Source organism: Bradyrhizobium sp. 25ACV (assembly GCF_054863005.1).
In genome coordinates this window covers 1-25,465 of the sequence record NZ_JAVAYO010000014.1, presented here as the reverse complement: position 1 = coordinate 25,465, position 25,465 = coordinate 1, and the positions used below count along the sequence as shown (strand labels likewise).

The 25,465-nt window shown below is 64.2% G+C and carries 25 protein-coding genes; 10 read left to right on the top strand and 15 right to left on the bottom strand.

What is annotated here, in order from left to right; all coding sequences use genetic code 11:
• Window positions 1-6 precede the first annotated feature (6 nt).
• Together RAD04_RS27860 and RAD04_RS27855 are read right to left on the bottom strand one after the other, a co-directional pair.
• Window positions 7-780 (bottom strand): motility protein A, encoded by a 774-nt coding sequence (locus RAD04_RS27860; protein WP_018320941.1) that lies wholly within the window; start codon window positions 778-780, stop codon window positions 7-9.
• Between the two features lie 213 nt (window positions 781-993).
• Window positions 994-1,818 carry an SDR family NAD(P)-dependent oxidoreductase gene (locus RAD04_RS27855; protein WP_461626351.1) on the bottom strand — a complete coding sequence of 275 codons (825 nt, stop codon included), beginning with the start codon at window positions 1,816-1,818 and terminating at the stop codon, window positions 994-996.
• 101 nt (window positions 1,819-1,919) lie between these two features.
• On the opposite strand from RAD04_RS27855, the gene RAD04_RS27850 reads away from it, so the two are divergent.
• Window positions 1,920-2,213 (top strand): hypothetical protein, encoded by a 294-nt coding sequence (locus RAD04_RS27850; protein WP_461618393.1) that lies wholly within the window; start codon window positions 1,920-1,922, stop codon window positions 2,211-2,213.
• Window positions 2,214-2,229: 16 nt separating this feature from the next.
• Here RAD04_RS27850 and RAD04_RS27845 read toward each other — a convergent pair whose 3' ends face one another.
• The 4 genes from RAD04_RS27845 to RAD04_RS27830 form a co-directional block, all read right to left on the bottom strand.
• Window positions 2,230-2,949, bottom strand: a complete 720-nt coding sequence (locus RAD04_RS27845; protein ID WP_461626350.1) for an RraA family protein — start codon at window positions 2,947-2,949, stop codon at window positions 2,230-2,232.
• Between the two features lie 122 nt (window positions 2,950-3,071).
• Complete coding sequence (locus RAD04_RS27840) at window positions 3,072-3,956, bottom strand: CDP-alcohol phosphatidyltransferase family protein (RefSeq protein ID WP_461626349.1); 885 nt, start codon at window positions 3,954-3,956, stop codon at window positions 3,072-3,074.
• A gap of 87 nt (window positions 3,957-4,043) precedes the next feature.
• The gene (locus RAD04_RS27835; RefSeq protein ID WP_461626502.1) at window positions 4,044-4,766 is read right to left on the bottom strand and encodes a phosphatidylserine decarboxylase; all 723 of its coding nucleotides are present in this window, start codon (window positions 4,764-4,766) and stop codon (window positions 4,044-4,046) included.
• 54 nt (window positions 4,767-4,820) lie between these two features.
• Window positions 4,821-6,779: an ABCB family ABC transporter ATP-binding protein/permease gene (locus tag RAD04_RS27830; RefSeq protein WP_461626348.1), complete on the bottom strand. Its 1,959-nt coding sequence runs from the start codon at window positions 6,777-6,779 to the stop codon at window positions 4,821-4,823.
• 201 nt (window positions 6,780-6,980) lie between these two features.
• On the opposite strand from RAD04_RS27830, the gene RAD04_RS27825 reads away from it, so the two are divergent.
• Window positions 6,981-7,586 carry an LOG family protein gene (locus tag RAD04_RS27825; RefSeq protein WP_461618395.1) on the top strand — a complete coding sequence of 202 codons (606 nt, stop codon included), beginning with the start codon at window positions 6,981-6,983 and terminating at the stop codon, window positions 7,584-7,586.
• 4 nt (window positions 7,587-7,590) lie between these two features.
• On the opposite strand, the gene RAD04_RS27820 is transcribed toward RAD04_RS27825, so the two are convergent.
• The 4 genes from RAD04_RS27820 to cysS all read right to left on the bottom strand — a co-directional run bounded on the left by RAD04_RS27820 (window position 7,591) and on the right by cysS (window position 11,686).
• On the bottom strand, window positions 7,591-7,968 hold the full coding sequence (locus RAD04_RS27820) for a VOC family protein (RefSeq protein WP_461626347.1): 378 nt from the start codon (window positions 7,966-7,968) through the stop codon (window positions 7,591-7,593).
• A 133-nt stretch (window positions 7,969-8,101) separates the two neighbouring features.
• A complete protein-coding gene (cimA, locus tag RAD04_RS27815) occupies window positions 8,102-9,700 on the bottom strand; it encodes a citramalate synthase (protein ID WP_461626346.1) in 1,599 nt (532 codons plus the stop codon).
• Complete coding sequence (locus RAD04_RS27810; RefSeq protein ID WP_461626345.1) at window positions 9,697-10,188, bottom strand: GNAT family N-acetyltransferase; 492 nt, start codon at window positions 10,186-10,188, stop codon at window positions 9,697-9,699. The genes cimA and RAD04_RS27810 overlap by 4 nt, the downstream gene beginning before the upstream one ends.
• A gap of 115 nt (window positions 10,189-10,303) precedes the next feature.
• Window positions 10,304-11,686, bottom strand: a complete 1,383-nt coding sequence (gene cysS, locus RAD04_RS27805) for a cysteine--tRNA ligase (RefSeq protein WP_461626344.1) — start codon at window positions 11,684-11,686, stop codon at window positions 10,304-10,306.
• Between the two features lie 291 nt (window positions 11,687-11,977).
• Between cysS and RAD04_RS27800 the strand changes: the two genes are divergently transcribed.
• The gene (locus RAD04_RS27800; RefSeq protein ID WP_177236915.1) at window positions 11,978-12,283 is read left to right on the top strand and encodes a hypothetical protein; all 306 of its coding nucleotides are present in this window, start codon (window positions 11,978-11,980) and stop codon (window positions 12,281-12,283) included.
• 130 nt (window positions 12,284-12,413) lie between these two features.
• The gene (locus tag RAD04_RS27795; protein ID WP_461626343.1) at window positions 12,414-13,601 is read left to right on the top strand and encodes a DUF2865 domain-containing protein; all 1,188 of its coding nucleotides are present in this window, start codon (window positions 12,414-12,416) and stop codon (window positions 13,599-13,601) included.
• Window positions 13,602-13,778: 177 nt separating this feature from the next.
• On the opposite strand, the gene RAD04_RS27790 is transcribed toward RAD04_RS27795, so the two are convergent.
• Window positions 13,779-14,684, bottom strand: coding sequence for a DUF2189 domain-containing protein (locus RAD04_RS27790; RefSeq protein ID WP_461626342.1), 906 nt, complete (start codon window positions 14,682-14,684; stop codon window positions 13,779-13,781).
• A 531-nt stretch (window positions 14,685-15,215) separates the two neighbouring features.
• Here RAD04_RS27790 and RAD04_RS27785 point away from each other — a divergent pair.
• The 5 genes from RAD04_RS27785 to RAD04_RS27765 all read left to right on the top strand — a co-directional run bounded on the left by RAD04_RS27785 (window position 15,216) and on the right by RAD04_RS27765 (window position 19,747).
• Window positions 15,216-16,049 (top strand): cytochrome c oxidase subunit II, encoded by an 834-nt coding sequence (locus RAD04_RS27785; RefSeq protein ID WP_461626341.1) that lies wholly within the window; start codon window positions 15,216-15,218, stop codon window positions 16,047-16,049.
• Between the two features lie 79 nt (window positions 16,050-16,128).
• Window positions 16,129-17,907, top strand: coding sequence for a cbb3-type cytochrome c oxidase subunit I (locus tag RAD04_RS27780; protein WP_461626340.1), 1,779 nt, complete (start codon window positions 16,129-16,131; stop codon window positions 17,905-17,907).
• The gene (locus RAD04_RS27775; RefSeq protein ID WP_461626339.1) at window positions 17,904-18,608 is read left to right on the top strand and encodes a cytochrome c oxidase subunit 3; all 705 of its coding nucleotides are present in this window, start codon (window positions 17,904-17,906) and stop codon (window positions 18,606-18,608) included. The genes RAD04_RS27780 and RAD04_RS27775 overlap by 4 nt, the downstream gene beginning before the upstream one ends.
• A 14-nt stretch (window positions 18,609-18,622) precedes the next feature.
• Window positions 18,623-19,345 carry a heme-copper oxidase subunit III family protein gene (locus RAD04_RS27770; protein ID WP_091954023.1) on the top strand — a complete coding sequence of 241 codons (723 nt, stop codon included), beginning with the start codon at window positions 18,623-18,625 and terminating at the stop codon, window positions 19,343-19,345.
• A 9-nt stretch (window positions 19,346-19,354) separates the two neighbouring features.
• Window positions 19,355-19,747 (top strand): cytochrome C oxidase subunit IV family protein, encoded by a 393-nt coding sequence (locus RAD04_RS27765; protein ID WP_461618406.1) that lies wholly within the window; start codon window positions 19,355-19,357, stop codon window positions 19,745-19,747.
• A gap of 48 nt (window positions 19,748-19,795) precedes the next feature.
• Here the strand turns inward: RAD04_RS27765 and RAD04_RS27760 are convergent, their stop codons facing one another.
• The 4 genes from RAD04_RS27760 to RAD04_RS27745 all read right to left on the bottom strand — a co-directional run bounded on the left by RAD04_RS27760 (window position 19,796) and on the right by RAD04_RS27745 (window position 24,004).
• Window positions 19,796-20,329 carry a putative immunity protein gene (locus RAD04_RS27760; protein WP_104461659.1) on the bottom strand — a complete coding sequence of 178 codons (534 nt, stop codon included), beginning with the start codon at window positions 20,327-20,329 and terminating at the stop codon, window positions 19,796-19,798.
• A gap of 154 nt (window positions 20,330-20,483) precedes the next feature.
• Window positions 20,484-22,241 carry an NAD+ synthase gene (locus RAD04_RS27755; protein WP_461626338.1) on the bottom strand — a complete coding sequence of 586 codons (1,758 nt, stop codon included), beginning with the start codon at window positions 22,239-22,241 and terminating at the stop codon, window positions 20,484-20,486.
• 16 nt (window positions 22,242-22,257) lie between these two features.
• The gene (locus RAD04_RS27750) at window positions 22,258-22,611 is read right to left on the bottom strand and encodes a diacylglycerol kinase (protein ID WP_028145281.1); all 354 of its coding nucleotides are present in this window, start codon (window positions 22,609-22,611) and stop codon (window positions 22,258-22,260) included.
• A gap of 4 nt (window positions 22,612-22,615) precedes the next feature.
• Window positions 22,616-24,004 carry a class II 3-deoxy-7-phosphoheptulonate synthase gene (locus RAD04_RS27745; RefSeq protein WP_461626337.1) on the bottom strand — a complete coding sequence of 463 codons (1,389 nt, stop codon included), beginning with the start codon at window positions 24,002-24,004 and terminating at the stop codon, window positions 22,616-22,618.
• 179 nt (window positions 24,005-24,183) lie between these two features.
• Here RAD04_RS27745 and RAD04_RS27740 point away from each other — a divergent pair, with 179 nt between their 5' ends.
• Window positions 24,184-25,080 carry an alpha/beta hydrolase family protein gene (locus RAD04_RS27740; RefSeq protein WP_461626336.1) on the top strand — a complete coding sequence of 299 codons (897 nt, stop codon included), beginning with the start codon at window positions 24,184-24,186 and terminating at the stop codon, window positions 25,078-25,080.
• Window positions 25,081-25,465 lie beyond the last annotated feature (385 nt).

Here is a 25,465-nt window from a genome sequence, read left to right as displayed (position 1 = left end):
GCGGGCTTACGCCGGCACCGGCTCGCCCTCGGCGTGGCGATGCTTCTCCGGCAGGTAGGCCAGCAGCATTTCGCGTACCAGGGTCGGGCTCTTGGAGTCGCGGATCATCAGGATGCCGTCGATGATCAGCGTGCGGTTGGTCTCCTCGTCCAGCAGCTTGCCGTGCAGCTTGTCGGCGATCGGCAGACAGAACAGGTTCGCGACCAGCGCGCCGTAGAGCGTGGCGAGCAGCGCGGTCGCCATGAACGGGCCGAGCTTGGAAGGGTCGGTCATGTTGGCGAACATCTGCACCATGCCGATCAGGGTGCCGATCATGCCGAAGGCCGGAGCGCAGTCGCCGATGGCGCGATAAATCTTGCTGCCCTCGTCGAGGTGCATGAGGAAGTTGTCGCGGTCGCGCTCGAGATTGTCGCGGATGAAGTCGAGGTCGTAGCCGTCGGCGACGTAGCGGATGCCCTTGGCGAGGAAGGGCTCGTCGGTCTCGACCTTTTCGAGACCCACCGGGCCCTGCTTGCGGGCGATCTCGGCGATGCGGGCGAGCTCGTCGACGAGGTCGTGTGCCGACAGGCGGCTCATGGTGAAGGCGAACTTGGCGCCGAGCGGAAGGCCGTGCAGGAGTGCCGAGAGCGGAAAGCGGATCATGGTAGCGGAGATCGAGCCGCCGAAGATGATGATCATGGCATGTTCGGAGATGAACATGTGAAGGTCGCCGCCCATGAAGATCATCATCGTGATGACGATGATGCCCGCAATGAGCCCGACGCTCGTCATGATATCCATGGGATACTCCAACGCGTACGCAACAACGGCCGTCCTGGCCGCTGGCGCGGCCCAACCCCGAACCGCATCGGAAACCCTAGAGTGCCGCCCTTAAAGCCGCGTAAAGGTTAAGTTGAGCCGGCGCGCCAGACCGGCGCAGCGCGTCGGGATGAGGCCGGCTTTGCCGATGGCCGACACGAATTTCAACACTTTGCTAACCATGATGGCGGCGCGCTAGCGTGCCAGGCCCGTCAGCTTCAGGCTCAGTTCGCGCAGGCGCTTGCGGGCAACTGCATCGTAGGCCTGCGGATTGGCACGCGCCTCGTTCATGCCGTTGAAGAACAGCCCGCTCTTGTCTGCGACATCGTCGCCCTCGACAAGGCGCAGGATCGCCGCGCCGCCCTGCTCCACCGTCGAGATCGGCGTGACGCCGCCGACGCGCACCATCGTGGTGTTCATGTAGGTCGCCGGATGCAGCGCGTTCACGGTGATGCCCGCGCCTCTCAGTTCGTCCGCGAGATCGATGGTGAACATGATCTGGGAGAGCTTGCTCTGTGCATAGGCACGCGAACCGCTGTAGCCTTTCGTGATCATGACGTCGTCGAAATCGATCGGATGCTGACCGAGGGAGGCGACGTTGACGATCCGCGACGGCGCCGCAGCCTTGAGCAGCGGCAGCAACAGATGGGCCAGCAGGAAACCGGAGAGGTAGTTCACGGCAAAGCGCAGTTCGTGACCGTCGGCGCTGACTTGTCGCTGCGGCCCATCGTTTTGCGAACCGATGCCGGCATTACTGACGAGGACGTCGAGACGTTGATGATCGCGGATGACCGCTTCGGCGAGCGCACGCGTACCCGACATCGACGACAGATCGGCCTGGTAGAAGGTCGGCGCGGCACCGCCGGCTTTCGCGATCTCGTCGCGAAACACCTTCGCACGCGCCGCATCGCGGCCATGGATCAGGACCCTTGCACCGTCTTCGGCCAGCCGGCGCGCGACGTAGCGGCCGACGCCGTCGGTTGAGCCGGTTACCAGGATCGTCTTGCCATTCATCTTCATCGTGTGTCCTCCGGCTGCGGCCCTGCGCCACGGGGGCGGAACGAGGGATGACTGCTATTCTACGGCCCTGCAGCATGCTCCATCGCGGGAGCCATTTTGCAATGTTGACGCTGTTCAGTCTTCTCACCGCGCTGCCTGCGGTGTTGGCGCTCCACCTGCTCGAGCCGGAACTCGTTCTGCCGGCCTTCAGCCTCGTGCTCTTTGCCGAGGCCGCCTTCGCGGTGATCGCAGCGCGCTTGATCCACCTTCCGGACAATGCGGAGGACATCACGCTGTGGGACCTTGCAGGTGGCTTCACCCTGATCGGGTGCGCCGCTGCAGTGTTCGGCGAGCCGGATCAGGCCGCCCTGTTTCTGACGGAACAGGGCGGCCCGCGGCCGGTGTCGCGGCCTTAGGCCGCCCCATCACCCCTCAGTGAATCTCCGCCGAACGCTTCAGCGCGGCCTTCAGTTTCTCGAGCGAGAAGTCGGGGCTGCGGGCGATCTCCAGGATCGGCGTCTCGCGGCGGCCGCAGAGTTCGGCGGCCTCCGGCAGCTTTGCTGCGATGTCGAGCGGGATCACGATGGCGCCATGCTGGTCGGCGTGGATCAGATCGTCAGACTTCACGGTCATGCCGGCAACGCGAACCTCGCCGCCAAAGCTCTCCGCATGCACCCAGGCATGCGACGGGCCGATCGAACCGGCCAGCGCCTGGAAGCCAGGGGCCCATTGCGGGATGTCGCGGATCGAGCCGTCGGTGATGACGCCGAGACAGCCGAGCGCCTTGTGCACGTTGCTCTGCACCTCGCCCCAGAACGCGCCGAAGCCGACGTCGGGACCATCGATGTCCTGGATCACCGAGATGCGCGGACCATGGCCGGTGCCGACATATTCGTAATACTCGATGCGGCGCCTGGACTGCTCTTCGGCCGGAAGCGAGGATTTCAGCACCGAGCGGATCGCGACCGTACGGGCATAGCCGACGATCGGCGGCAGATCGGGGAACGGGCAGACCAGTTGCTTGGTGGTGTAGCCGATCAGCCGGCGCTCGGGCGCCACGATCTCCATGGCATTGCAGATCGTCGGCGTGTCGTAGCGGCCCAGCGCTTCGAGGACGGAAGCGGGCAGCGGCCCGGTCGCTTTATCAGTCACGGCGTTCTCTCCCAGATTGGCGGTCGCTGTTGGCGCGATGCCGCCGGCACAGGGCGATATAGCCGAGATCAGGTCTCAACCCAACTCGGAGGGCCTCATGGCAGATATCCGCGTGTGGCCGCTCAGTGCAGCCGACCGGGCCGGTCGTCGTCGTCGTTGGACGGCTCCGACAAATTCGCCAGCGTCGGCGCCGACGGCGGTGAGGTGACCTCGCCTCCCGACGGCGCGGTGGCGTCCATCGCGCGGGCCTGGTCGCGATAGGATTTGTAGCCGAGCGGCAAAGCGAGAAGATACAGCACCGTGCCAATCGATAGCACGTGCCAGGGATAGGCGATCAGCAGCGCGATGAAGACGATCACCGCGACGAACGCCGGCAGCACCAGCTCCGGCGGCACGCGCATGCGCTTGGTCTTGCCGGAGAACACCGGCAGGCGCGACACCATCAGGAATGCGATCAGCAGCGTATAGGCCGCCGTCATCGCGGCGGGCCAGCGGCCGAGATCGAGGAACGCAACATAGATCGGCAGCAGCACGGTGATCGCGCCGGCCGGCGCCGGCACGCCAGTGAAGAAATTGGCAGCGAAGGCCGGCTTGTTCGGATCGTCCATGGTGGCATTGAAGCGCGCCAGGCGCAGGCCGCCGGAAATCGCGAACACCATGGCGGCGATCCAGCCGGCATTGCCGAGCTCGTGCAGCTGCCAGAAATACAGCATGAGCCCGGGCGCGACGCCGAAATTGACGAAATCGGCGAGGCTGTCGAGCTCGGCGCCGAACTTGGACTGGCCCTTGATCATGCGCGCGATGCGGCCGTCGATACCGTCGAGCGCGGCCGCGAACACGATGGCGTAGACGGCGAGCGACATCCGCCCTTCGATCGACAGGCGGATCGAGGTCAGGCCGGCACAGATCGCCAGCAGCGTGATGACGTTGGGCACCAGCATCCGCACCGGAATCGGGCGGAACCGCCGGCGGCGCGTATCGGGGTATTTGAAGTCATAGGGCGTCATCGCGGGTCCTCACCTCAAGGCGAGATATAGCAAGCCGCGTCTCCATCCGCCATTGCGGCGGAAGGCCCCCACAGACCGACTTATTGGTTAATTGGCGCGGAAGGCGCGGCTGGGGTCGTCTCCGGAAAGGTCGGCCAAAATCGTCTCGCCGGCGATCGCAGTCTGCCCTTCCGAGACCAGCGCCTTGGTCCCCACAGGCAGATAGACATCGAGCCGGGAGCCGAAGCGGATCAGGCCGAAGCGCTCGCCGACGCCGATCGCCTGACCCTCCCTGACGAAGCAGACGATGCGCTTGGCGACGAGCCCTGCGATCTGCACCACGCCGATCCGCGCCGTCGCCGTCGAGATGACCAGCGAGTTGCGCTCATTGTCCTCGCTGGCCTTGTCGAGCTCGGCATTGATGAAAAGACCGGGGCGGTAGGCGATGCGGTCCACCCTGCCCGCTACGGGAGCGCGGTTCACGTGGCAATTGAACACGCTCATGAACACCGAGATGCGCGGCAGCGGCCGGTCGCCGAGCCCGAGCTCGGCCGGCGGCAGCGCCATGGTGATCATCGAGACGCGGCCGTCGGCCGGCGACACCACAAGCCCCTCGCGCACCGGCGTCACACGGACGGGGTCGCGGAAGAACAGCGCACACCACACGGTCAGGATCGTGCCGATCCACCCCAAAGGCGACCACAGCCAGAACAGGACGAGGCTTGCCAGCGCGAAGCCGCCAATGAAGGGATAGCCCTCCTTGTGGATCGGCGGGATCTGACGCTGGATCGAATCGAGAATGGACATCGGTATCTGCCGCTCGGGGTTAATGGCACGGATCGTCGCGCGGGCCTGTTTAGGCCAGAGTTGGGACCGGAGACAAGGTCACTCCGCTGCCGCAGGCGCCGTCAGGGCGTCATCGACCGGCGGCGGCTCCCGGTTGGGGGCCTCGCTGGTATCGGCCATCTTGGCCAGTTTCTCGCGGGCCGCCTCGGCCTCACGCTGCCTGTTCCACATGCTGGCATAGAGACCGCCATGCGCGAGCAACTGGCCATGGGTCCCCCGCTCGGCAATGCGGCCCTGGTCCAGCACGATGATCTCGTCGGCCCCGACGATGGTCGAAAGCCGGTGCGCGATCACCAACGAGGTGCGATTCTTCGCCACGCGATCGAGCGCGCCCTGGATCTCGTGCTCGGTATGGGTATCGAGCGCCGAGGTCGCCTCGTCCAGCACCAGGATCGGCGGCGCCTTCAGGACGGTGCGCGCGATCGCGACGCGCTGCTTCTCGCCGCCGGACAGTTTGAGCCCGCGCTCGCCGACCTGGGTCTCGTAGCCCATCGGCGCCATGCGGATGAAATGGTCGATCTGCGCCAGCTGCGCCGCCTCTTCGACTTCAGCGTCATCGGCGTCCCAGCGACCGTAGCGGATGTTGTAGCGGATGGTGTCGTTGAACAGCACGGTGTCCTGAGGCACCATGCCGATCGAGGCACGAAGCGAATCCTGGGTCACCGCGCGGATGTCCTGGCCGTCGATCAGGATCCTGCCGCCGGAGACATCATAGAGGCGAAACAGAAGGCGCGAGATGGTCGACTTGCCTGCGCCCGACGGGCCGACGATGGCGACGGTCTTGCCGGCCGGCACCTCGAAGCTGATGCCCTTGAGGATCGGGCGGGTCGGCTCATAGGCAAAGCGCACGTCCTCGAAGCGCACGGTGCCGGCGGAAATGACCAGCGGCGTTGCATCGGGCGCGTCCTTGATCTCGGCCTCGCGGCCGATCACGCCGAACATCTTCTCGATGTCGATGATCGCCTGCTTGATCTCGCGATAGACCATGCCCATGAAGTTCAGCGGCTGGTAGAGCTGGATCATCATGGCGTTGACCAGCACGAAATCACCGACCGTGTTGGTGCCGTTGCGCACGCCGATCGCGCACATCAGCATGGTCGCGGTCAGCCCCAGCGTGAAGATCACGGCCTGGCCGGTGTTGAGCACCGCGAGCGAGGTGTAGGTGTGGACGCTCGCCTCCTCGTAGCGCGCGACCGACTTGTCGTAGCGCTGCGCCTCGCGGGCCTCGGCGCCGAAATACTTCACGGTCTCGTAGTTGAGCAGCGAGTCGATCGCCTTGGTGTTCGCCTCCGTGTCGGAATCGTTCATCCTGCGGCGGATGCCGATGCGCCACTCGGTCGCGATGTAGGTGTAGTACATGTAGAGCGTGACCGTGATCAGGGTCGCGACCACGTAGCGCCAGTCGAACTGCCAGAGCAGCACCGCCATCAGCAGCGAGACCTCGACGATGGTCGGGATCAGCTGCAAGATCACCATGCGGACGATGACCTCGATGCCCTCGCGGCCGCGCTCGAGCACGCGCGTCAGACCGCCGGTCTTGCGCTCGAGGTGAAAGCGCAATGACAGCTCGTGCATGTGGACGAAGGTGATGGTGGCGAGCTTGCGCACCGCATGCATGGCCACGCGCGCGAAGATGCCGTCGCGCCATTGCGTCAGCAGCGCCATCAAGATGCGCATCACGCCGTAGCTCACGGTCAGCAACAGCGGCGAGGCGATCACCCAGAGGTGCCAATTGTCCGCCTGCACCGGCGCCGTGTTGGCGCCGGTCAGCGCGTCCGTCGCCCATTTGAAGCTGAACGGCACCGTCAGCGTGATAAGCTTGGCAGCAAGCAGCAGCACAAGCGACCACACCACGCGCATCTTCAGGTCGAAGCGGTCACCCGGCCAGATATAGGGCCACAGATGCGCCAGCGTGCCCATCAGCGTCGCCCGCTCCGGTGCGCCGCCGGGAGGAGGATCGGGAACGTCGGCGCCGTCGAACGATTGAGGTTGGTCCATCAAAACGCCTGAAAGCCCGCCGGATGCGGGCGCCGCTGCGATTAACGATTTTCGCCCGTCATATAGAGCCTTCCTGATGTCAGCGCACCCCGCCAGATGGCGAATCTTCGATTGTTTGCCGTCGTTTACCAGTAGATTTCCGGGAGTATCGAATCACCGATTGGGCTTGACGCCTCTTCGCTGCAATGCATCATGGCACCAATGAGCACTATCAAAACCGTCTGTGTCTATTGCGGCTCCGGCCCCGGAACCAATCCCCGCTTCACCGAAGGCGCCAAGGCGTTCGGCAAGGCGCTCGCCGAGAACAACGTTCGGCTCGTCTATGGCGGCGGCTCGCTCGGCCTGATGGGCTCGGTCGCGACCTCCGTGCTCGATCACGGCGGCACCGTCACCGGCATCATCCCGGAATTCCTGCGGATGCGCGAGAACGCGCTGACGCGCGTGCAGGAGATGATCGTCACCCCCGACATGCACGAGCGCAAGCGCCTGATGTTCGAACGCTCCGACGCCTTCGTGGCGCTGCCCGGCGGCATCGGCACGCTGGAAGAGCTGGTCGAGCAATTGACCTGGAAACAGCTCGGCCGTCACGCCAAGCCGGTGCTGCTCGCCAACATCGACAATTTCTGGGAGCCGCTGTTCTCGCTGCTGTCGCACATGCGCCAGACCGAGTTCATCCGCGCCGGCCTCTCGGTCGACATCCTCAAGGCCGATCGGGTCGAGGACATCTTGCCGAAGCTGAAGGCGGCTGCAGCCCAGATTGACGAGGCCGAGAAGAAGCTCGCCCCGGAAGTCGCTCGCAAGCTCTGACGTCCTACTCGCTCGGAAACGTCACCGCCTCGATCCGGTTACCATCGGGGTCGGTGACGAAGGCCGCGTAGTAGCGCACGCGGTCATGCGGCCGGATGCCGGGCGCACCGTCCGAGGCGCCGCCGGCGGACAGCGCTGCGGCGTGAAACGCATCGACCTCGCTTGTCGTCTTCGCCCGCAGGCAGGTATGGACGCCGCTTTCGGGCGCCACGCGCGGCATGGCCTCGCGTAGATTGATCCAGAATTCCGGATAGGCCTTGCCGAAACCGATCGTGCGCGGCCGCGTGACGAGGCGCGAAAGGCCGAGGGCGGCGAGCGTTGCCTCGTAGAATTTCGCGGCGCGGTCGAGATCGCTGACGCCGACGGAGATGTGATCGATCATTGGTCGCGCTACCCTCTCCCACCGTCATTCCGGGGCACGCGGAGCGTGAACCCGGAATCTCGAGATTCTCAGGTGCGCAACTGCGCACCATAGTTCGATGCTCCGCATCGCCCCGGAATGACGAGACAAAACCCTACGCCGGCGCGCCCGACTTCACGAGCTTGTAGATCACCGAATCCATCAGCGCCTGGAACGAAGCGTCGATAATGTTGGGGGAGACGCCGACGGTGGTCCAGCTGTCGCCGTTCTCGTCCTCGCTCTCGATCAGGACGCGCGTGACCGCGCCGGTGCCGCCGTTGAGGATACGCACGCGGTAGTCGATCAGCTTCAGCCCCTCGATGTATTTCTGGTACTTGCCGAGGTCCTTGCGCAGGGCAACGTCGAGGGCGTTGACGGGACCGTTGCCTTCGGCAGCCGAGATCAGATGCTCGCCGGCGACGTCGACCTTCACCACGGCCAAAGCGACGGTGACACGTTCGCCATGCGAATTGTAGCGTTGCTCGACATTGACGTCGAACTGCTCGACCTCGAAATAATGCGGTACCTTGCCGAGCGTGCGGCGCGCCAACAGTTCGAACGAGGCGTTGGCGGATTCATAGGCGTAGCCGGCCGCCTCGCGCTCCTTCAATTCCTCGACGAGGCGCGTCAGCTTCGGATCGCTCTTCTCATAGGGAATGCCGGCGCGGTCGAGCTCGGCGATGACGTTGGAACGTCCGGCCTGGTCCGAGACCAGGACCTTGCGGTGGTTGCCGACCGTCTCCGGCAGCACGTGCTCGTAGGTCTGCGGGTCCTTCAGCACCGCGGACGCATGGATGCCGGTCTTGGTGACGAAGGCGCTCTCGCCGACATAGGCCGCATGCCGGTTCGGCACCCGGTTGAGCATGTCGTCGAGCGTGCGCGAGACCTTGACAAGCGTCGCCAGCTTCTCGGCCGTGACGCCGATCTCGAGGGCGTCCGAAAACTCCGGCTTCAGCTTCAGCGTCGGGATCAGCGAGCAGAGATTGGCGTTGCCGCAGCGCTCGCCAAGGCCGTTCAGCGTGCCCTGGATCTGCCGCGCGCCGGCACGCACCGCGGCGAGCGAATTGGCCACCGCCTGCTCGGTGTCGTTATGGGCGTGGATGCCGACATGGTCGCCAGGGATGTGCCTTGTGACTTCGGTAACAATGGCCTCGACCTCGTGCGGCATGGTGCCGCCATTGGTGTCGCACAGCACCACCCAGCGCGCGCCGGCCTCGAAGGCGGCCTTGGCGCAGGCGAGCGCGAAGCTCGCATCTTCCTTGTAGCCGTCGAAGAAATGCTCGCAGTCGAGCATGACCTCGCGACCGGCGGCCTTCGCGGCCGCGACGCTGTCGCGGATCGAGGCGAGGTTTTCCTCCTTCGTCGTCTCCAGCGCGACGCGCACCTGATAGGCGGATGCCTTCGCGACGAAGCAGATCGCGTCGGCCTTCGCTGCCAAAAGCCCGGCGACGCCGGGATCGTTCGAGACCGAGCGCCCGGCCCGGCGCGTCATGCCGAACGCCGTGAAGCGCGCATGAGCGAGCTTGGGCTTGCTGCCGAAGAACTCGGTGTCGAGCGGATTGGCGCCGGGATAGCCGCCTTCGACATAGTCGATGCCGAGGTCATCGAGCATCGCGGCGATGACCTGCTTGTCGGTCAGCGTGAAATCGACGCCGTTGGTCTGCGCGCCGTCGCGCAGCGTGGTGTCGAACAGATAAAGGCGCTCCTTGCTCATTGCCCCGCTCCGAGCGTCTTCTTCATGGTGGTGTTGGCGAGCCACTCGTCGTTGATGGTGATGCTGTTACGCTGCATGGCGACGTAGCCGCGCTTGGCGAAAAAGCCCTGCGCGGTGTCGCTGGCATCGACCGAGAGGTTTTGCGCGCCGCGGCCGCCGGCAAGCTTTTCCAAAGCGTCGACCAGCAGGGTTGCGATGCCCTGCCCGCTGACGGCCGGATGCACATAGAGCATGCGAATGTGATCGGTGCCGCGCAGCGAGGCAAAACCAACCGGCGAGCCATCGAGCGTCGCGATCAGCGTCAGATCGGACGCGAGGTGCTTGCCGAACTCTTCGCCGTCCGCCGCCTCCATCCAGGCCTGCTGCTGCGCCTCGCTATAGTCGTCGCCGGTCAGCTCCTCGATGCTGGCGGCGAAGATCGCGGCAAGCACCGGCACGTCATCAGGCAGGAACGGCCGCAGGCCGGGCTTTGGCAAAGTCTGTCCCATCGTCCTCACCACATCCCATAAAGCTTGAGAACCAGCGCCACGGCACCCGCGAGCAGCGCGATCTTCAGCGCGATGTAATAGAGCCAGTGCCGCGGAAAAGGCGTGTCGGGCCGGGTCATCGCGAAAACTCCCAGGTGGTGCCGTCCTTGGAGTCCTTGATCGCGACGCCCATTGCAGCGAGCAGATCGCGAATGCGGTCGGATTCCCTGAAGTCCTTGCGGCTACGGGCCGCCGTTCGCTCTGCGAGCAGGCGCTCGACCTCCTTGGCGTCGACGCCGCTCGCCTGCTGCTTGCGGCCTTCCCACTGCGCCGCGCTCTCGGACAAGAAGCCGAGCAGGCGCAACGAGCCCGCGAGGGCGCCCACGTCACCTCCACGCAGGCTGTGCAGCGCCGCGATCGCCAGCGGCGTGTTGAGATCGTCGAGCAGCGGCTCGACCACGGACGCAGCCGGCTCGCCGGGCGCGACGTCGGCGGCAACGCGATACCAGTCGTCGAGCGTCTTGGCGCTCTCCTCCAGCGACTTCATGGTCCAGTCGATCGGCGAACGGTAGTGCGTCTTGAGCATGTTCAGGCGCAGCACCTCGCCCGGCCAATCCGCGAGCAGCTCATGGATGGTGATGAAGTTGCCGAGGCTCTTCGACATCTTCTCGCTCTCGACCTGCAGGAAGCCGTTGTGCATCCAATAGTTCGCCATGCGCTGCTGGTGGAAGGCGCAGCAGGTCTGCGCGACCTCGTTCTCGTGATGCGGAAACACCAGATCAATACCGCCGCCGTGGATGTCGAAATGCTCGCCGAGATGCTTCCAGGCCATGGCCGAGCACTCGATGTGCCAGCCCGGACGCCCCTCGGCCTTGATGCCGGCCGGCGACGGCCAGGACGGCTCGCCCGGCTTGGACGGCTTCCACAGCACGAAATCGGTGGCATCGCGCTTGTAAGGCGCGACATCGACGCGGGCGCCGGCGATCATCTCGTCGAGCGATCGCTTCGACAGCGCACCGTAGCGGGGCAACGAGGAATTTGCTGCGTTCATCGCCTGCGGCGAGAACAGCACGTGGTCCTCGGCGACATAGGCAAAGCCGCCCTTGATCAGCCGCTCGATGATCTCGCGCATCTCGCCGATATGCTCGGTCGCACGCGGCTCGACGCTCGGCCGAAGCGCTCGAAGCGCGTCGACGTCGGCGTGAAACTGCTTGCCGGTCTGCTCGGTGACCTTGCGGATCGCCTCGTTCAGCGGCAGGCCCGGAAAGTCGCGCGCGGCGCGGTCGTTGATCTTGTCGTCGACGTCGGTGATGTTGCGGACATATTTGACGTGCGCCTCGCCATAGAGATGGCGTAGCAGCCGAAACAGCACGTCGAACACAATCACCGGCCGCGCATTGCCGATATGGGCGAAGTCATAGACGGTCGGCCCGCAGACATACATGCGGACGTTCTCCGCATCGAGCGGCGCGAAGATGCGTTTTTCCTTCGTCAGCGTATCGTAAAGGCGCAATTCCATATGGATACCCGTCGGCTGTTGGCCGGGCGTCCAGGGCTCTCAATGTTTTTGAGAAAAGACGGCTCCAGCCAGCGAATCGCTAGCTCATAATCTCGCGGCAAATGGCGCAAATGGCGAGGAGACCGTTCATGCGGCCACATATGGGCTATGAGGCGGCCCCGCGTCAAGGGAGCCGCGGAAATGCCGTTTTATGTCCGCAAAGCGCGCAGCCCGCCGGGATCGTTCATGATCCTTAACTATTTGAGCCCATTCTGGAACCAGATTGTTCCCTTTTTGCCTCCCGGTATTTTCATGCGATCCTTGCTCGCGCTCATTTTCAGCGCCTCAATCCTCGCGGCATCCGGTGCCGGCGCCGAGACCCGCGTCTTCATCATCGCCAACCAGGCTGACGGCTACGGCGTCGATCAGTGCCTGGCCAAGGGCGAGAAATGCGGCGCCTCCGTCGCCCGCACCTACTGCCAGTCACGAGATTTTGCCCAGGCATCAAGCTATCGCCGGGTCGATCCCGACGAAATTACCGGCTCTGTCCCCAAATCCGGCGCAAACTGCTCCCATGGCCATTGCGACGAATATGTCGCAATCACTTGCCAGCGCTGAATTCGCTCGGAGCTGGCGCAGCTTAGGCCCGGTCTTTGGTCCCCAAAACGACGTGACGATGCCGCAGGAAGCGGCTATTGGGAGGGCGCGCTTCGGCCCCCAGATCACATTGGGCCATGACCTCGCTAGAATGGCGGATATGCCTGAATTTTTGTCCCTCTCTCGTGCTCGCCTACTTCTTGCCTGCACCGTGCTCTTGAGCACGGCCGTGCTCGTCACCGGCGCTTTCGCGCAGGCCGGTCCGCCCGGACCGCCGCCTCAACCCGGCCAGAACGGACTTGGGCCCAATCCGATGTGCGTGCGGTTGGAAGGCCAGCTCGCGGCGCTGGACCGCGGCGGCGGTGGTGACCCCGCGCGCGAAGACCAGATCCGCCGTTACCAGGATTCCCAGGCCAAGCAGCAGGCCGAGCTCGACCGCGTCACCATGCAGGCCAAGCGCATGGGCTGCGATTCCTCCGGCTTCTTCTCGCTGTTCAATGGCCAGTCGGCCCAATGCGGACCGGTCAACACCCAGATCCAGCAGATGCGCGCCAATCTGGACCAGATCACCGGCAATCTCGAGCGTTTGCGCGGCGGTGGCGGCGGCTTCAGCGCGGAACGCGACAGTCAGCGCCGCTCGGTGCTGGTTGCGCTGGCGCAGAACAATTGCGGCCCGCAATATGCCAACGCCGTGCAGTCGCAAGGCGGCGGCAACTTCCTCAGCAATCTGTTCGGCGGCAACAACGCGGGCAATCCGCAAAGCGTGCCGCCCTCCGATCTCGGCCCGCAATCCGGCACCTATCGCACCGTGTGCGTGCGCACCTGCGACGGCGCCTATTTCCCGGTCTCGTTTGCGACGGTGCCGGCGCGCTTCCCCGACGACGAGAAGACCTGCAAGGCGCTCTGCCCGGCCGCGGAAGCCGTGCTCTACACCCATCGCAATCCCGGCGAGGACATGAACTCCGCGGTCTCGGTCAGTGGCCAGCCCTACACGGCGCTGCCGACCGCTTTCAAATTCCGCAGCGAGTTCAACCCATCCTGCTCCTGCAAGGCTGCGGGACAGACCTGGGCGGACGCATTGAAATCGGCCGACGACAAGGCGGCAGCCGAGCAGCAGGGCGATATCATCGTCACCGAGGAGAGCGCCAAGAAGATGCAGCAGCAGCGGCTCAACAAGGGCACGCCTGCGAATGCCAAGAAGGGCGCAGCTCCCGCTCCGACGACGGCGAATGCACCGGCCGCGACGCCGCCGGCGGATACCGGCACGGCAGCATCGAGTTCAGAGAACAAGCCGATCCGCTCGGTCGGACCGACCTTCCTGCCGCAGCAGCAGAAGTAAATCACCTTTTGCTCAACTGTCATGCCCCGCGACCGGCTACGCCAAGGCTTCGCCGGGGTTTGAGGTCTTGGCTCGCCGAAGCTTCAGCGTAGGCGGCAAGCGGGGCATCCAGTACTCCGTGTCGGTCATCCGCTTTCGCGGATGATGACAACAATCAATGGGGCGCAATCGCCCGTCTCACTCACCCTCGCGGCTCCACGGGAAGAGATTGGCCGGAAAGTCCGCTGCGTAGCGCCTTCCCTTCGGGGGCGGCGGCGGCGCGTCCGGTGGATTCGGATTCGGCTCGACCACCCGCCGATAGAGGTGCCAGGTGGCATGGCCAAGCACCGGCAGAACGACAGCGAGACCGACGAAGAGCGGTACCGAGCCGATCACGAGCAGCGCCGCGACGATGAGGCCCCATCCGGCCATCGCAACCGGGTTCGCCGCTACTGCTCGGAGCGAGGTGCGGATCGCGTCGATCGCAGTCGCATGCCGGTCGAGCATCAACGGAAACGACACGACGCTAACGCACAAAGCCACAACCGCAAACAGGAAGCCGACACCGCAACCGACGATGATGAGCGACCAGCCTTCCGGTGTCGTCAGCACGCGCGTTGCGAAGTCGGGAATGCTTGCGGCCGCCGCATGACCGAAGATTGAGACATAGATTGCGTTCGCGACACCGATCCAGGCCCCGAACAGGACCAGCAGGAGCACACCGAGTTCGACCATGGCCCCGAAAGACGGTGCGCGCAGCACCTTGACCGCATCCCATGCATCGACCTCCTCGCCGCGCTCACGACGCCGGCTGAGTTCGTAGAGACCGATCGCGGCAAACGGGCCAATCAAGGCAAAGCCGGCGGCCAGTGGAAATAGTAGCGGCAGCACCGAATAGCCGAGAACCATCCTGAACAGGACGAGACCGAGAACGGGATAAATCACGCACACGACGATCGCGTGACTCGGCATCGCCTGGAAATCCTCCCAACCCAGGCGCAGGGCCTCGGTCAGATCGGACAGGGTGATCTTGCGAATGGGATAGGAGGCCGCTTCGCCGAATACGTGCCGCCTGATGATGTCGTGGGAGTACAGAGTGGCCATGAACGGACCTCCCGTGCTGAAAATCGCGGTTTCGATAACACGCGCTTTCCAGCCACGCGTGTCCGCCTGACGAGCAGGAAACGCGATGGGGCGAGTACGGCAACCCAGGTTCAGCGAACGAGCCTGGCCGGACGGAACCCGTCGCGACCTGCCTCGCAAAGTTTAGCGCTTGCGGCGCAAGGCTGCACTCACGGTTGAGTGAATTGTGCACTAGCACGGATTTGTGCGTTGCATCACCCAGACCCAACATGCGCGCCTGATGCTCTGTCGGCTTGCCAGCACCGCAATCACCCCACGTCGGGGCACCTACATTGCGCTATTGACGCCGGGTTAGGCAGGTATCATTTTAGACGCAGACGCCCTTAGAGTTGATGGTCGCGAACATTCTCTTGATTTCGCGGCCAGTGGAATGGGCGAGGCAAGAGGCCGGCGATGGCATAAGTGCCAACCGAGAAAGGCCAGCCATCGCGACAGACATGAGCTCCGCCCTGGATTCGTATCCGTAGCCTTCGATGGCAAGGATGGATCAGGATGGCTGTCGCACTGATACTGCTTCTGGTCGCGATCGGCTCGGTGCTGTTTCACATCTACAGCCCCTGGTGGTGGACGCCGATTGCCACGAACTGGGCCTATATCGATCACACCATCAACATCACGTTCTGGATCACGGGCTTTGTTTTCGTCGCCGTCATCGCCTTCATGGCCTATTGCGTCTTCCGCTTTCACCACAAGGAGGGAAGACAGGCTGATTACAATCCGGAGAACAAAAAGCTCGAATGGTGGCTGAGCGTCGGGACCGGAATCGGTGTCGCGGCCATGCTGGCGCCTGGCCTCGTGGTCTGGCATCAGTTCGTGACCGTGCCTGCGGACGCCACCGAGGTCGAGGTCATGGGCCAGCAATGGCAATGGAGCTTCCGCCTTCCGGGCAAGGACGGGCGGCTCGGCACATCCGATGTCCGCAACATCGCTTCCGACAATCCGATGGGACTCAATCGCGACGATCCGCATGCGCAGGACGACGTCGTGATCGAGAACGGCGACCTGCACCTTCAACTGGGAAAGCCGGTCAAGGTTCTGCTCCGCTCGGTTGATGTCCTGCACGATTTCTACGTGCCCGAATTCCGGGCCAAGATGGACATGGTTCCAGGCATGGTGACTTATTTCTGGATCACGCCGATCCGAACCGGAACGTTCGACGTTCTCTGTGCGGAGCTTTGTGGCGCGGCTCACTATCAGATGCGGGCCAAGGTCATCATCGACGAAGAGCGTGAATATCACGCTTGGCTGGAGCAACAGAAGACGTTTGCCGAATTGTCGCCGGCAAACACCGTCGTGAAGGCGAGATATCAATCCGGCGGCAAGTAGCAAGGCGCCGCCGCGAAGATGAATCGGGTGCGTGAGACCAACTCGTCGCCCCCGATGGAAACGACCGAGGAGGTTTTCTATGGTCGATATTCCATATGAAGGGATCGCTGGCACGCCGCCTGCCGAAGTACCTGATGTCGAGCTCTATCATCCGAGGAGCTGGTGGACACGGTATGTCTTCTCGCAGGACGCCAAGGTGATCGCCATTCAGTACTCGCTGACGGCCTCGGCCATCGGGCTGGTGGCCCTGGTGCTGTCGTGGCTGATGCGACTGCAGCTGGGATTCCCCGGCACGTTCTCCTTCATCGATGCCAACCAGTACCTCCAGTTCATCACCATGCACGGCATGATAATGGTGATCTACCTGCTCACCGCGTTGTTCCTCGGCGGCTTCGGCAACTACCTGATTCCGCTGATGGTCGGCGCCCGGGACATGGTCTTCCCTTATGTGAACATGTTGAGCTACTGGGTCTATCTGCTCGCAGTGCTGGTGCTGGCCTCGACATTCTTCGTGCCCGGCGGCCCCACCGGCGCCGGCTGGACGCTGTACCCGCCGCAAGCAATCCTCTCCGGAACGCCCGGGCAGGATTGGGGCATCATTCTCATGATGTCGTCCCTGATCCTGTTCATCATCGGCTTCACGATGGGCGGGTTGAATTATGTGGTCACGGTGCTCCAGGCACGCACCCGCGGCATGACCTTGATGCGCCTGCCCCTGACGGTGTGGGGGATTTTCACGGCGACGGTCATGGCGCTCTTGGCATTCCCTGCCCTCTTCGTTGCCTCGGTCATGCTGCTGCTCGACCGTCTGTTGGGCACCAGCTTCTTCATGCCGTCCCTGGTCGAGATGGGCCAGCAGTCGAAATATGGCGGCGGCAGCCCGCTGCTCTTCCAGCACCTGTTCTGGTTCTTCGGCCACCCCGAAGTCTACATCGTCGCCCTGCCCGCCTTCGGCATCGTCTCCGATCTGATCAGCACGCATGCGCGCAAGAACATCTTCGGCTACCGCATGATGGTCTGGGCGATCGTGGCCATCGGCGCGCTCAGCTTCGTCGTATGGGCGCACCACATGTATGTGAGCGGCATGTTCCCGCAATTCGGGTACTTCTTCGCCACCACGACGCTCATCATCGCCATCCCCACCGCGATCAAGGTCTATAACTGGGTGCTGACCCTGTGGCGCGGCGACATTCATCTCAGGGTGCCGATGCTGTTCGCCCTCGGCTTCATCATCACCTTCGTGAACGGCGGGCTCACCGGCCTCTTCCTCGGCAACGTCGTCGTGGACGTGCCCCTCTCCGATACCATGTTCGTAGTCGCGCATTTCCACATGGTGATGGGCGTAGCGCCGATCATGGTCGTGCTGGGTGCGATCTATCACTGGTACCCCAAGGTCACGGGGCGAATGTACAATGACGCACTCGGCAAGTTTCACTTCTGGGTCACTTTCCTCGGCGCCTACCTGATCTTCTTCCCCATGCACTATCTTGGGCTGCTCGGGGTTCCGCGCCGGTATTTCGAACTCGGAGATACGTCGTTCATCCCGTCCTCGGCCCATTCACTGAACGCCTTCATCTCCGTGGTGGCCTTGACCGTCGGCTTCAGCCAGATGGTGTTCCTGTTCAATCTTGCCTGGAGCCTGTTCAAAGGTGAGGCCTCAGGCGGCAATCCGTGGCGGGCGACGACGCTGGAATGGCAGACGCCGGAGACGCCTCCCGGACACGGCAACTGGGGCAAGGAGCTGCCGGTCGTCTACCGCTGGGCTTATGACTACAGCGTACCCGGCGCGGACGAGGACTTCATTCCGCAGAACCAGCCGCCGCGCGCGACGCACGTCCTTCAAGGAGCTGCTTCGTGAGTGCCGTCCTCCTGTTCGTGGCTGTGATCGCGGTCGTCGCCGGATGGTGGCTGTCGCAGCAGCGGCTGACGGCCCGGCCCTGGCTGGAGGAAGGTCCGGCCGGTGACTTCCCCGGCGGCGACGCCATGACCTGGCCGGCAGCGAAGATCGGACTTGGCGTGTTTCTCGCCGTCGCGAGCGCATTGTTCGTCCTCTTCATCAGCGCCTACTCGATGCGCATGGACGTGGCGGACTGGCGGACGCTGCCCGTGCCGCGGCTGCTGTGGTTCAACACGGGCGTCCTGATCCTGAGCAGCGTCGCGCTGCAATGGTCCTACGTGGCCGCGCGCCGAGACGACCCTGAAGGCGTCATGATCGGCCTGCTCGCGGGCGGCGCAGCTGCCGTGATCTTCCTCGGCGGACAGCTTCTGGCCTGGCAACAGCTCGGCGCGGCCGGATATTTCGTGGCGTCGAATCCGGCGAACTCCTTCTTCTACCTGTTGACCGCTGTGCACGGGCTGCATCTGACGGGCGGTCTGGTGGCTTTGGGCCGAACCTCGACCAAGATGTGGCGTGGCGCCGGGATCGCCGACATGCGCTTGAGCGTGGAGCTGTGCGCCATCTACTGGCACTTCCTGCTGCTGGTCTGGCTTGTTCTGCTCGGGCTTCTCACGGGCTGGACCGACGATTTCGTCAACATCTGTCGCCGATTGCTGAGCTAGGGAGGCGAGACCAGATGGCAGAGACCGTGCTGACAAATCCGGGCCATTCGACTGCGCGGCTTGAAGGCTGGCGCGGCATCGCCGCCGACTGGGCGTCCGATCAGCGCGCCTTCAAGAACGTGTCCTGGGGCAAGGCCATGATGTGGATCTTCCTCCTCAGCGACACCTTCATCTTCAGTTGCTTCTTGCTCTCCTACATGACGGCGCGCATGTCGACGACCGTGCCGTGGCCCAATCCCAGCGAGGTCTTCGCCCTCAACATCGCCGGCAATCACATTCCGCTGATTCTGATCGCAATCATGACCTTTGTCCTGATCAGCAGCAGCGGCACGATGGCGATGGCCGTCAATTTCGGCTACCGCCGCGATCGCGTCAGAACCGCGGCCTTGATGCTGGCCACGGCGGCGTTCGGCGCAACCTTCGTCGGCATGCAGGCCTTCGAATGGACCAAGCTGATCATGGAGGGCGTCCGGCCCTGGGGCAATCCGTGGGGCGCGCCGCAGTTTGGTGCGAGCTTCTTCATGATCACCGGATTCCACGGCACCCACGTGACCATCGGCGTGATCTTCCTGATCGCCATTGCGCGGAAGGTCTTGCGCGGCGACTTCGACGTCGAGAGGCGCGGCTTCTTCACCAGCCGCAAGGGATATTACGAGATCGTCGAGATCATGGGCCTGTACTGGCACTTCGTCGATCTCGTGTGGGTATTCATCTTTGCATTCTTCTATCTTTGGTGAGGTCGGCGCATGACAAACGCGGCGGTACACATGGAAGGACAGCTTCACGCTCCGGCGCATGGCGCAGTCGCAACGGGAGCCGTTCACGCCAGCGGTCAACAGCACCCGATCAAGCTCTACCTCGTGGTCTGGGGCTGGTTGTTCGTCCTCAGCACGTGCTCCTACCTCGTCGACTATTTTGGCCTGCATGGCTACCTGAGGTGGTCGCTGATCCTGCTGTTCATGGTGTTGAAGGCCGGCCTGATCGTCGCCGTCTTCATGCACATGGCCTGGGAGCGACTGGCCTTGGCCTATGCCATCCTGCTGCCGCCGATCGCGGTATTGGTCTTTGTGTCGATCATGGTGCTCGAATCCGAATACACGCACTTCCTGCGGGTGCTGTTTTTCGCAACCCCGTCATAGCGCCAATCTGAGTTCTCACCGCCATTACTTTGCGAGGTGGGCATCTGGTTACGCCAGCTCGCTGCGAAGCCTGCGATCTATTGCGCGCAGCAGTTCGCCAACCCGTCCTCCACCGGACGGTGCGAGCGGGTAGCGGCGCAGAACCTCGACGAGCCCAGGCGTCGCGCGCCGGACGGCGCGCTCAACATAGTCGGCACCAACATCTGCAGCATCGCCCGCTGCAAGTTCAGTGGCCCGGGCTGCATGGGCGGGCGCGCCGAGAATGTGCCTGACCTGAGTCGATCGAGCCAAGGGATGGAGATAGGCCGCGGATGAGGCACACATCGCGGCGCGCGCAGCTTGGCTGGCTGCTGCATTTTCGGCTTCCTTTGCTGCCTTCAGCGCGGCCCAGGCAGCATCGCGCAGGGCCTTCACCCGCTTGCCTCCTCTTGCGAACGTCCGGGCGGTTTCGAGCGCATCGCGCGGACGGGAATCTGCGGGATACGATTGCTCGAATATCTCCAGCACGTCCGCGGCATTTTCCGCCGCGTAGGCAGCGACCTCACGGAGGTCCTCAATATCTAGGATGAACTCGTCTGCCATGCCTCACCTGCTCGACACCAGCGCGGGGCCATCCCTATTGACGCGCTATGGCCGAAGTCGGTCGTCTCAATATCCGCCGCGGAGTACTGGATCATCCGCCTTCGCGGATGATGACAGCGAACCATGGGGCGCTATCGTCCTCACACCGAAAGCTTCACCCCTCGAACGCGTCGATCGACGCCTTGCTGCCGCGCGAGACCAGCGTCTCGTCGACGGCGGGCAGCCCCTCCCCCTTGTCGCGAAAGCGGTTGGTGATGGGATAGCGGCGGTCGCGGCCGAAATTCCTCGGCGTCACCTTCACGCCGGGCGCGGCCTGGCGGCGCTTGTATTCGGCGACGTTGAGCAGATGGTCGATGCGGGTGACCGTTTCGCGATCGAAACCGGCCGCGATGATCTGATCCAGCGGCTGCTCGCGCTCGACAAGACGCTCCAGGATGGCATCGAGCACCTCATAGGGCGGCAGCGAATCCTGATCGGTCTGGTTCTCGCGCAGCTCCGCGCTCGGCGGCCGCGTGATGATGTCGGGCGGGATCACCTCGCCCGCCGGCCCGAGCGCGCCATCGGGCTTCCAGCCGTTGCGCAGGCTTGCCAGCCGAAACACCTGGGTCTTGTAGATATCCTTGATCGGGTTGAAGCCGCCGTTCATGTCGCCATAGAGCGTGGCGTAGCCGACCGACATTTCCGACTTGTTGCCTGTCGTCACCACCATCAACCCGGTCTTGTTGGAGATCGCCATCAAGAGCGTGCCGCGGCTGCGAGCCTGGAGGTTCTCCTCGGTGATATCGGGCGGCAGATTCTTGAAGAGGCCCGAGAGGATGGTCTCGAACCCGGTCACAGCCTCCGCGATCGGCAGCACCTCGTAGCGGATGCCGAGATGGCCGGCGAGCTCGCCCGCATCGGCGATCGAGTGTGCTGCGGTATAGCGATACGGCAGCATCACGCCATGCACCTGATCGGCGCCGAGCGCATCGACCGCGATCGCCGCACAGAGGGCCGAGTCGATACCGCCGGAAATGCCGAGCAGCACGCCGGGAAAACCGTTCTTGGTGACGTAGTCGCGCAGGCCCAGCACGCAGGCGGCGTAATCGGCCTTGTCGCCCCCGGGTTGCTCGGCGATCGGGCCCGTGCAGCGCCAGTCGTCGCCATTTCTCGCAAAGCGCAGCGTGACGATGCTCTCCTCGAACGCCGGCAATTGCGCAGCAAGCGAAAGATCGCCGTTGAGCGCGAAGGACGCGCCGTCGAACACCAGTTCGTCCTGGCCGCACACCTGGTTGAGATAGACCAGCGGCAGCGCGCTTTCGGTGACGCGCGCCACCGCGACCGACAGGCGCACGTCGCTCTTGTCGCGGGCGTAAGGCGAGCCGTTCGGCACCAGGATGATCTCGGCGCCGGTCTCGGCCAGCGTCTCGACCACGTTCTCGTAATCCTCGGACTCTTCCAGCCAGATGTCCTCGCAGATGGGTACGCCGATGCGCACGCCACGCACGGTCACGGGGCCCGCCGCCGGGCCGCGCGCAAACAGCCGCTTCTCGTCGAACACGCCGTAATTCGGCAGATTGCATTTGAAACGCAAGCCAGCGATGCGGCCGCCGTCGAGCAGCGCGCAGGCATTGTAGAGCTTGCCGTCCTCGACCCAGGGCGTGCCGACCAGCATGGCCGGCCCGCCATCGGCGGTCTCTCGGGCCAGTGCCTCGATCGCGGCGCGGCAGGCCGCCTGGAAGGCCGGCTTCTGCACGAGGTCTTCCGGCGGATAGCCGGCGATGAACAATTCCGGAAACAGCACGAGATCGGCGCCGTCGGCGATGGCCCTCGCGCGCGCATCGCGCGCCTTCGCGGCATTGCCCTCGATGTCGCCCAGGGTCGGATTGAGCTGGGCGAGCGTGACCGCGAATGCTTTGAGACGTTCGGTCATAGCCACCGCGCTCCGATCAGATAAATCCCAGTCGCTCGATGATGGCAATGATCCAGAACGCGCCGGCCATCAGCAGCGCGACGCCGACGGCGGCCGAGCCCATGTCCTTGACCCGCCCGATCTGCTTGTCGTGATCCATCGTCAGCCGGTCGGCAAGCTTTTCGATCGCGGTGTTGAGCAGCTCGACGGTCAGCACGAACGCAACCGAACAGACCAGCTCGACCGCGCGCATCGCGGTCGCGCCGATCAACCAGGCCAGCGGCAGCGAGGCGAGGAGCGCAAAAATCTCCTCGCGGACGGCCTGCTCCGATCGGAACGCAAAGGCCAGACCGTTACGGGAATTGATCGTGGCCTTCCAGATCCGCAGCAAGATCCTAGAGCCCCGCTGCGGCCGGCATCGGCGTGGCCTTGCCGGCGCGTTCCTGCTTAAGGAGCTCGGCGATCAGGAAAGCCATGTCGATGGATTGCTCGGCATTGAGGCGGGGATCGCAGACCGTGTGATAGCGGTCGTTGAGGTCCTCGTCCGTGATCGCGCGGGCGCCGCCGATACACTCGGTGACGTCCTGCCCGGTCATCTCCAGATGCACGCCGCCGGCATGGGTGCCTTCGGCGGCATGGATCGTGAAGAAAGACTTCACCTCAGACAGAACCCGGTCGAACGGGCGCGTCTTGTAGCCTGAGGTCGAGGTGATGGTGTTGCCGTGCATGGGGTCGCACGACCAAACCACCACTTTGCCCTCGCGCTTCACGGCGCGGATCATGTTCGGCAGATGCTCGCCGACCTTGTCCGAGCCGAAGCGGCCGATCAGCGTCAACCGGCCCGGCTCGTTGTCGGGATTGAGCACGTCGATCAGCTTCAAGAGCTCGTCGGATTTGAGCGACGGGCCGCATTTCAGCCCGATCGGGTTCTTGATGCCGCGGAAATATTCGATATGGCCGTGATCGAGCTGGCGGGTGCGATCCCCGATCCAGATCATGTGGCCCGAGGTCGCGTACCAGTCGCCGGTGGTGGAATCGACGCGGGTCATCGCCTGCTCGTAGCCGAGCAGCAGCGCCTCGTGGCTGGTGTAGAAATCGGTGGCGCGCAGCTCGGGATGGGCTTCGAGATCGAGACCGCAGGCGCGCATGAAGTTGAGCGCATCCGAGATGCGGTCGGCCAGCTCCTTGTAGCGGCGGGACTGCGGTGAATCCTTGAGGAAGCCGAGCATCCACTGATGCACGCTGCCGAGATTGGCGTAGCCGCCGGTCGCGAAGGCGCGGAGCAGGTTCAGCGTCGCCGCGGACTGGCGATAGGCCATCAGCTGGCGCTGCGGATCCGGCACGCGCGCTTCCTTGGTGAAGGCGATGTCGTTGACGATGTCGCCACGATAGCTCGGCAGCTCGACGCCATTGAGCTTCTCGGTCGGCGACGACCGCGGCTTTGCAAACTGGCCGGCGACGCGGCCGACCTTCACCACCGGCACCGCGCCGGCGTAGGTCAGCACCACCGCCATCTGCAGCAGCACGCGGAAGAAATCGCGGATGTTGTTGGCGCCGTGCTCGGCAAAGCTCTCGGCGCAGTCGCCGCCCTGGAGCAGGAAGGCCTCGCCGGCCGCAACGCGCCCCAGCGCCTTCTTCAGATTGCGCGCTTCGCCCGCGAACACCAGCGGCGGAAAGGTCGCAAGCTGCGCCTCCACGTCGGCCAGGGCCTTGGCGTCGGGATAGTCGGGCACCTGTAGCACCGGCTTGCTGCGCCAGGACTCGGGCGTCCACCGCTCGGACATCGCAATCTCTCCGTGAAGCAAAAAGCACAACCTGATCTGTGGGTTGCGAGGGCCGCCTTATACACAGGCTGGCCCCGCCCCGCCAGTTGTAAATCCATTTGGTCCTGCAAACCCTTGCGGGGAAAGCCAAATTCGCATTTGCTGGGAGGGCGAGGCAACTGGCAGGATACCTTGCGCCCATGGACGCGGCACTGGACGACGTTTTCATCGACGAGATCAACTTCCCGGCGACCGACGGGTATGCCCTGACCGGCACCCTGTTCCTGCCGCGCGGCACCAAACGCCATGCCGTCCTGATCAATTCGGCGACCGCCGTCCCGCGCAAGATTTATCGGGGCTTTGCCTCCTACCTCGCCCATCGCGGCTGCGCGGTGCTCACTTACGACTATCGCGGCATCGGCGATTCCCGGCTGCCGGCGATGGTCGGCTACAACCAGCCGAAATCGCTGGTCGGCTTCAAGGCCTCGATGTCGGATTGGGCCGCGCTCGACGTCACCGCCGCGGTCAGCTGGATGCGGGAGCGGTACAACACCCTGCCGCTGGCCTATGTCGGCCATTCCTTCGGCGGTCAGGCGCTGGGGCTGATCGCGAACAACAGCGAAATCTCGCGCGCAGCCTTCGTGGCCTCGCAGGCCGCGACGTGGCGGCTGATGACCTCGCCGGAGAAATACCGCGTCTTCGCCTTCATGAACCTGATCGGCGTACCGCTCGCCCACACGCTCGGCTATGCCCCGGGCTGGGCCGGCGTCGGCGAGGATTTGCCCAAGGGCGTCTTCCTGCAATGGGCCGAGTGGGTCTCGAGCCCCCGTTATCTCTTCGATTCCAAGCTGCCGGCGCTGGAGAATTTTGCGAAATTCAAGGGCGAGCTGCGGGCGCTGTGCTTCTCAGATGATCCCTGGGCGACGCGGCCGGCGGTCGAGCTGCTCGCGAGCGGGTTCACCGCGATCAAGCCGGAGGTGGTCAACGTCACACCGTCCGACGTCGGGGCCAAGGGAATAGGCCATTTCGGCTTCTTCCGTCCCGAGCACCGCGACACGCTCTGGCGTGGCGTCGCCGAATGGATTCAGGGAGACTGAGCCCGATGCGGGCGCGGTGACGACGGTCTCCCCTCTCGTGTCCCGGACGCGCTGCAGCGTTCTTACGCTGCTGCGCAGAGCCGGGACCCAGCAGGCCGCGGCACGCGCTGTAACATGGGCCCCGGCTCTGCGCAGCAACGCGAAAGGCGTTGCAGCGCGTCCGGGGCACGAGAGCCTTGTTCGGTGGCTGACATAGGTTTTCGTCCTCGCGGCGCATCTCGCCCGAGCTTTGCTCATCGCTTCACCCTCTTTTGAAAGAGGGCGCAGGGAAGGCCGGGAGCCGGTTGGCTCCCATGGACCGCCATGCGAAGAGCAGATTGCGTGTGCTTCATGCATAGCGGGTAACAGGGCAACCGGAGCATCCCGGCCTTCCCTGCGCAGTGGC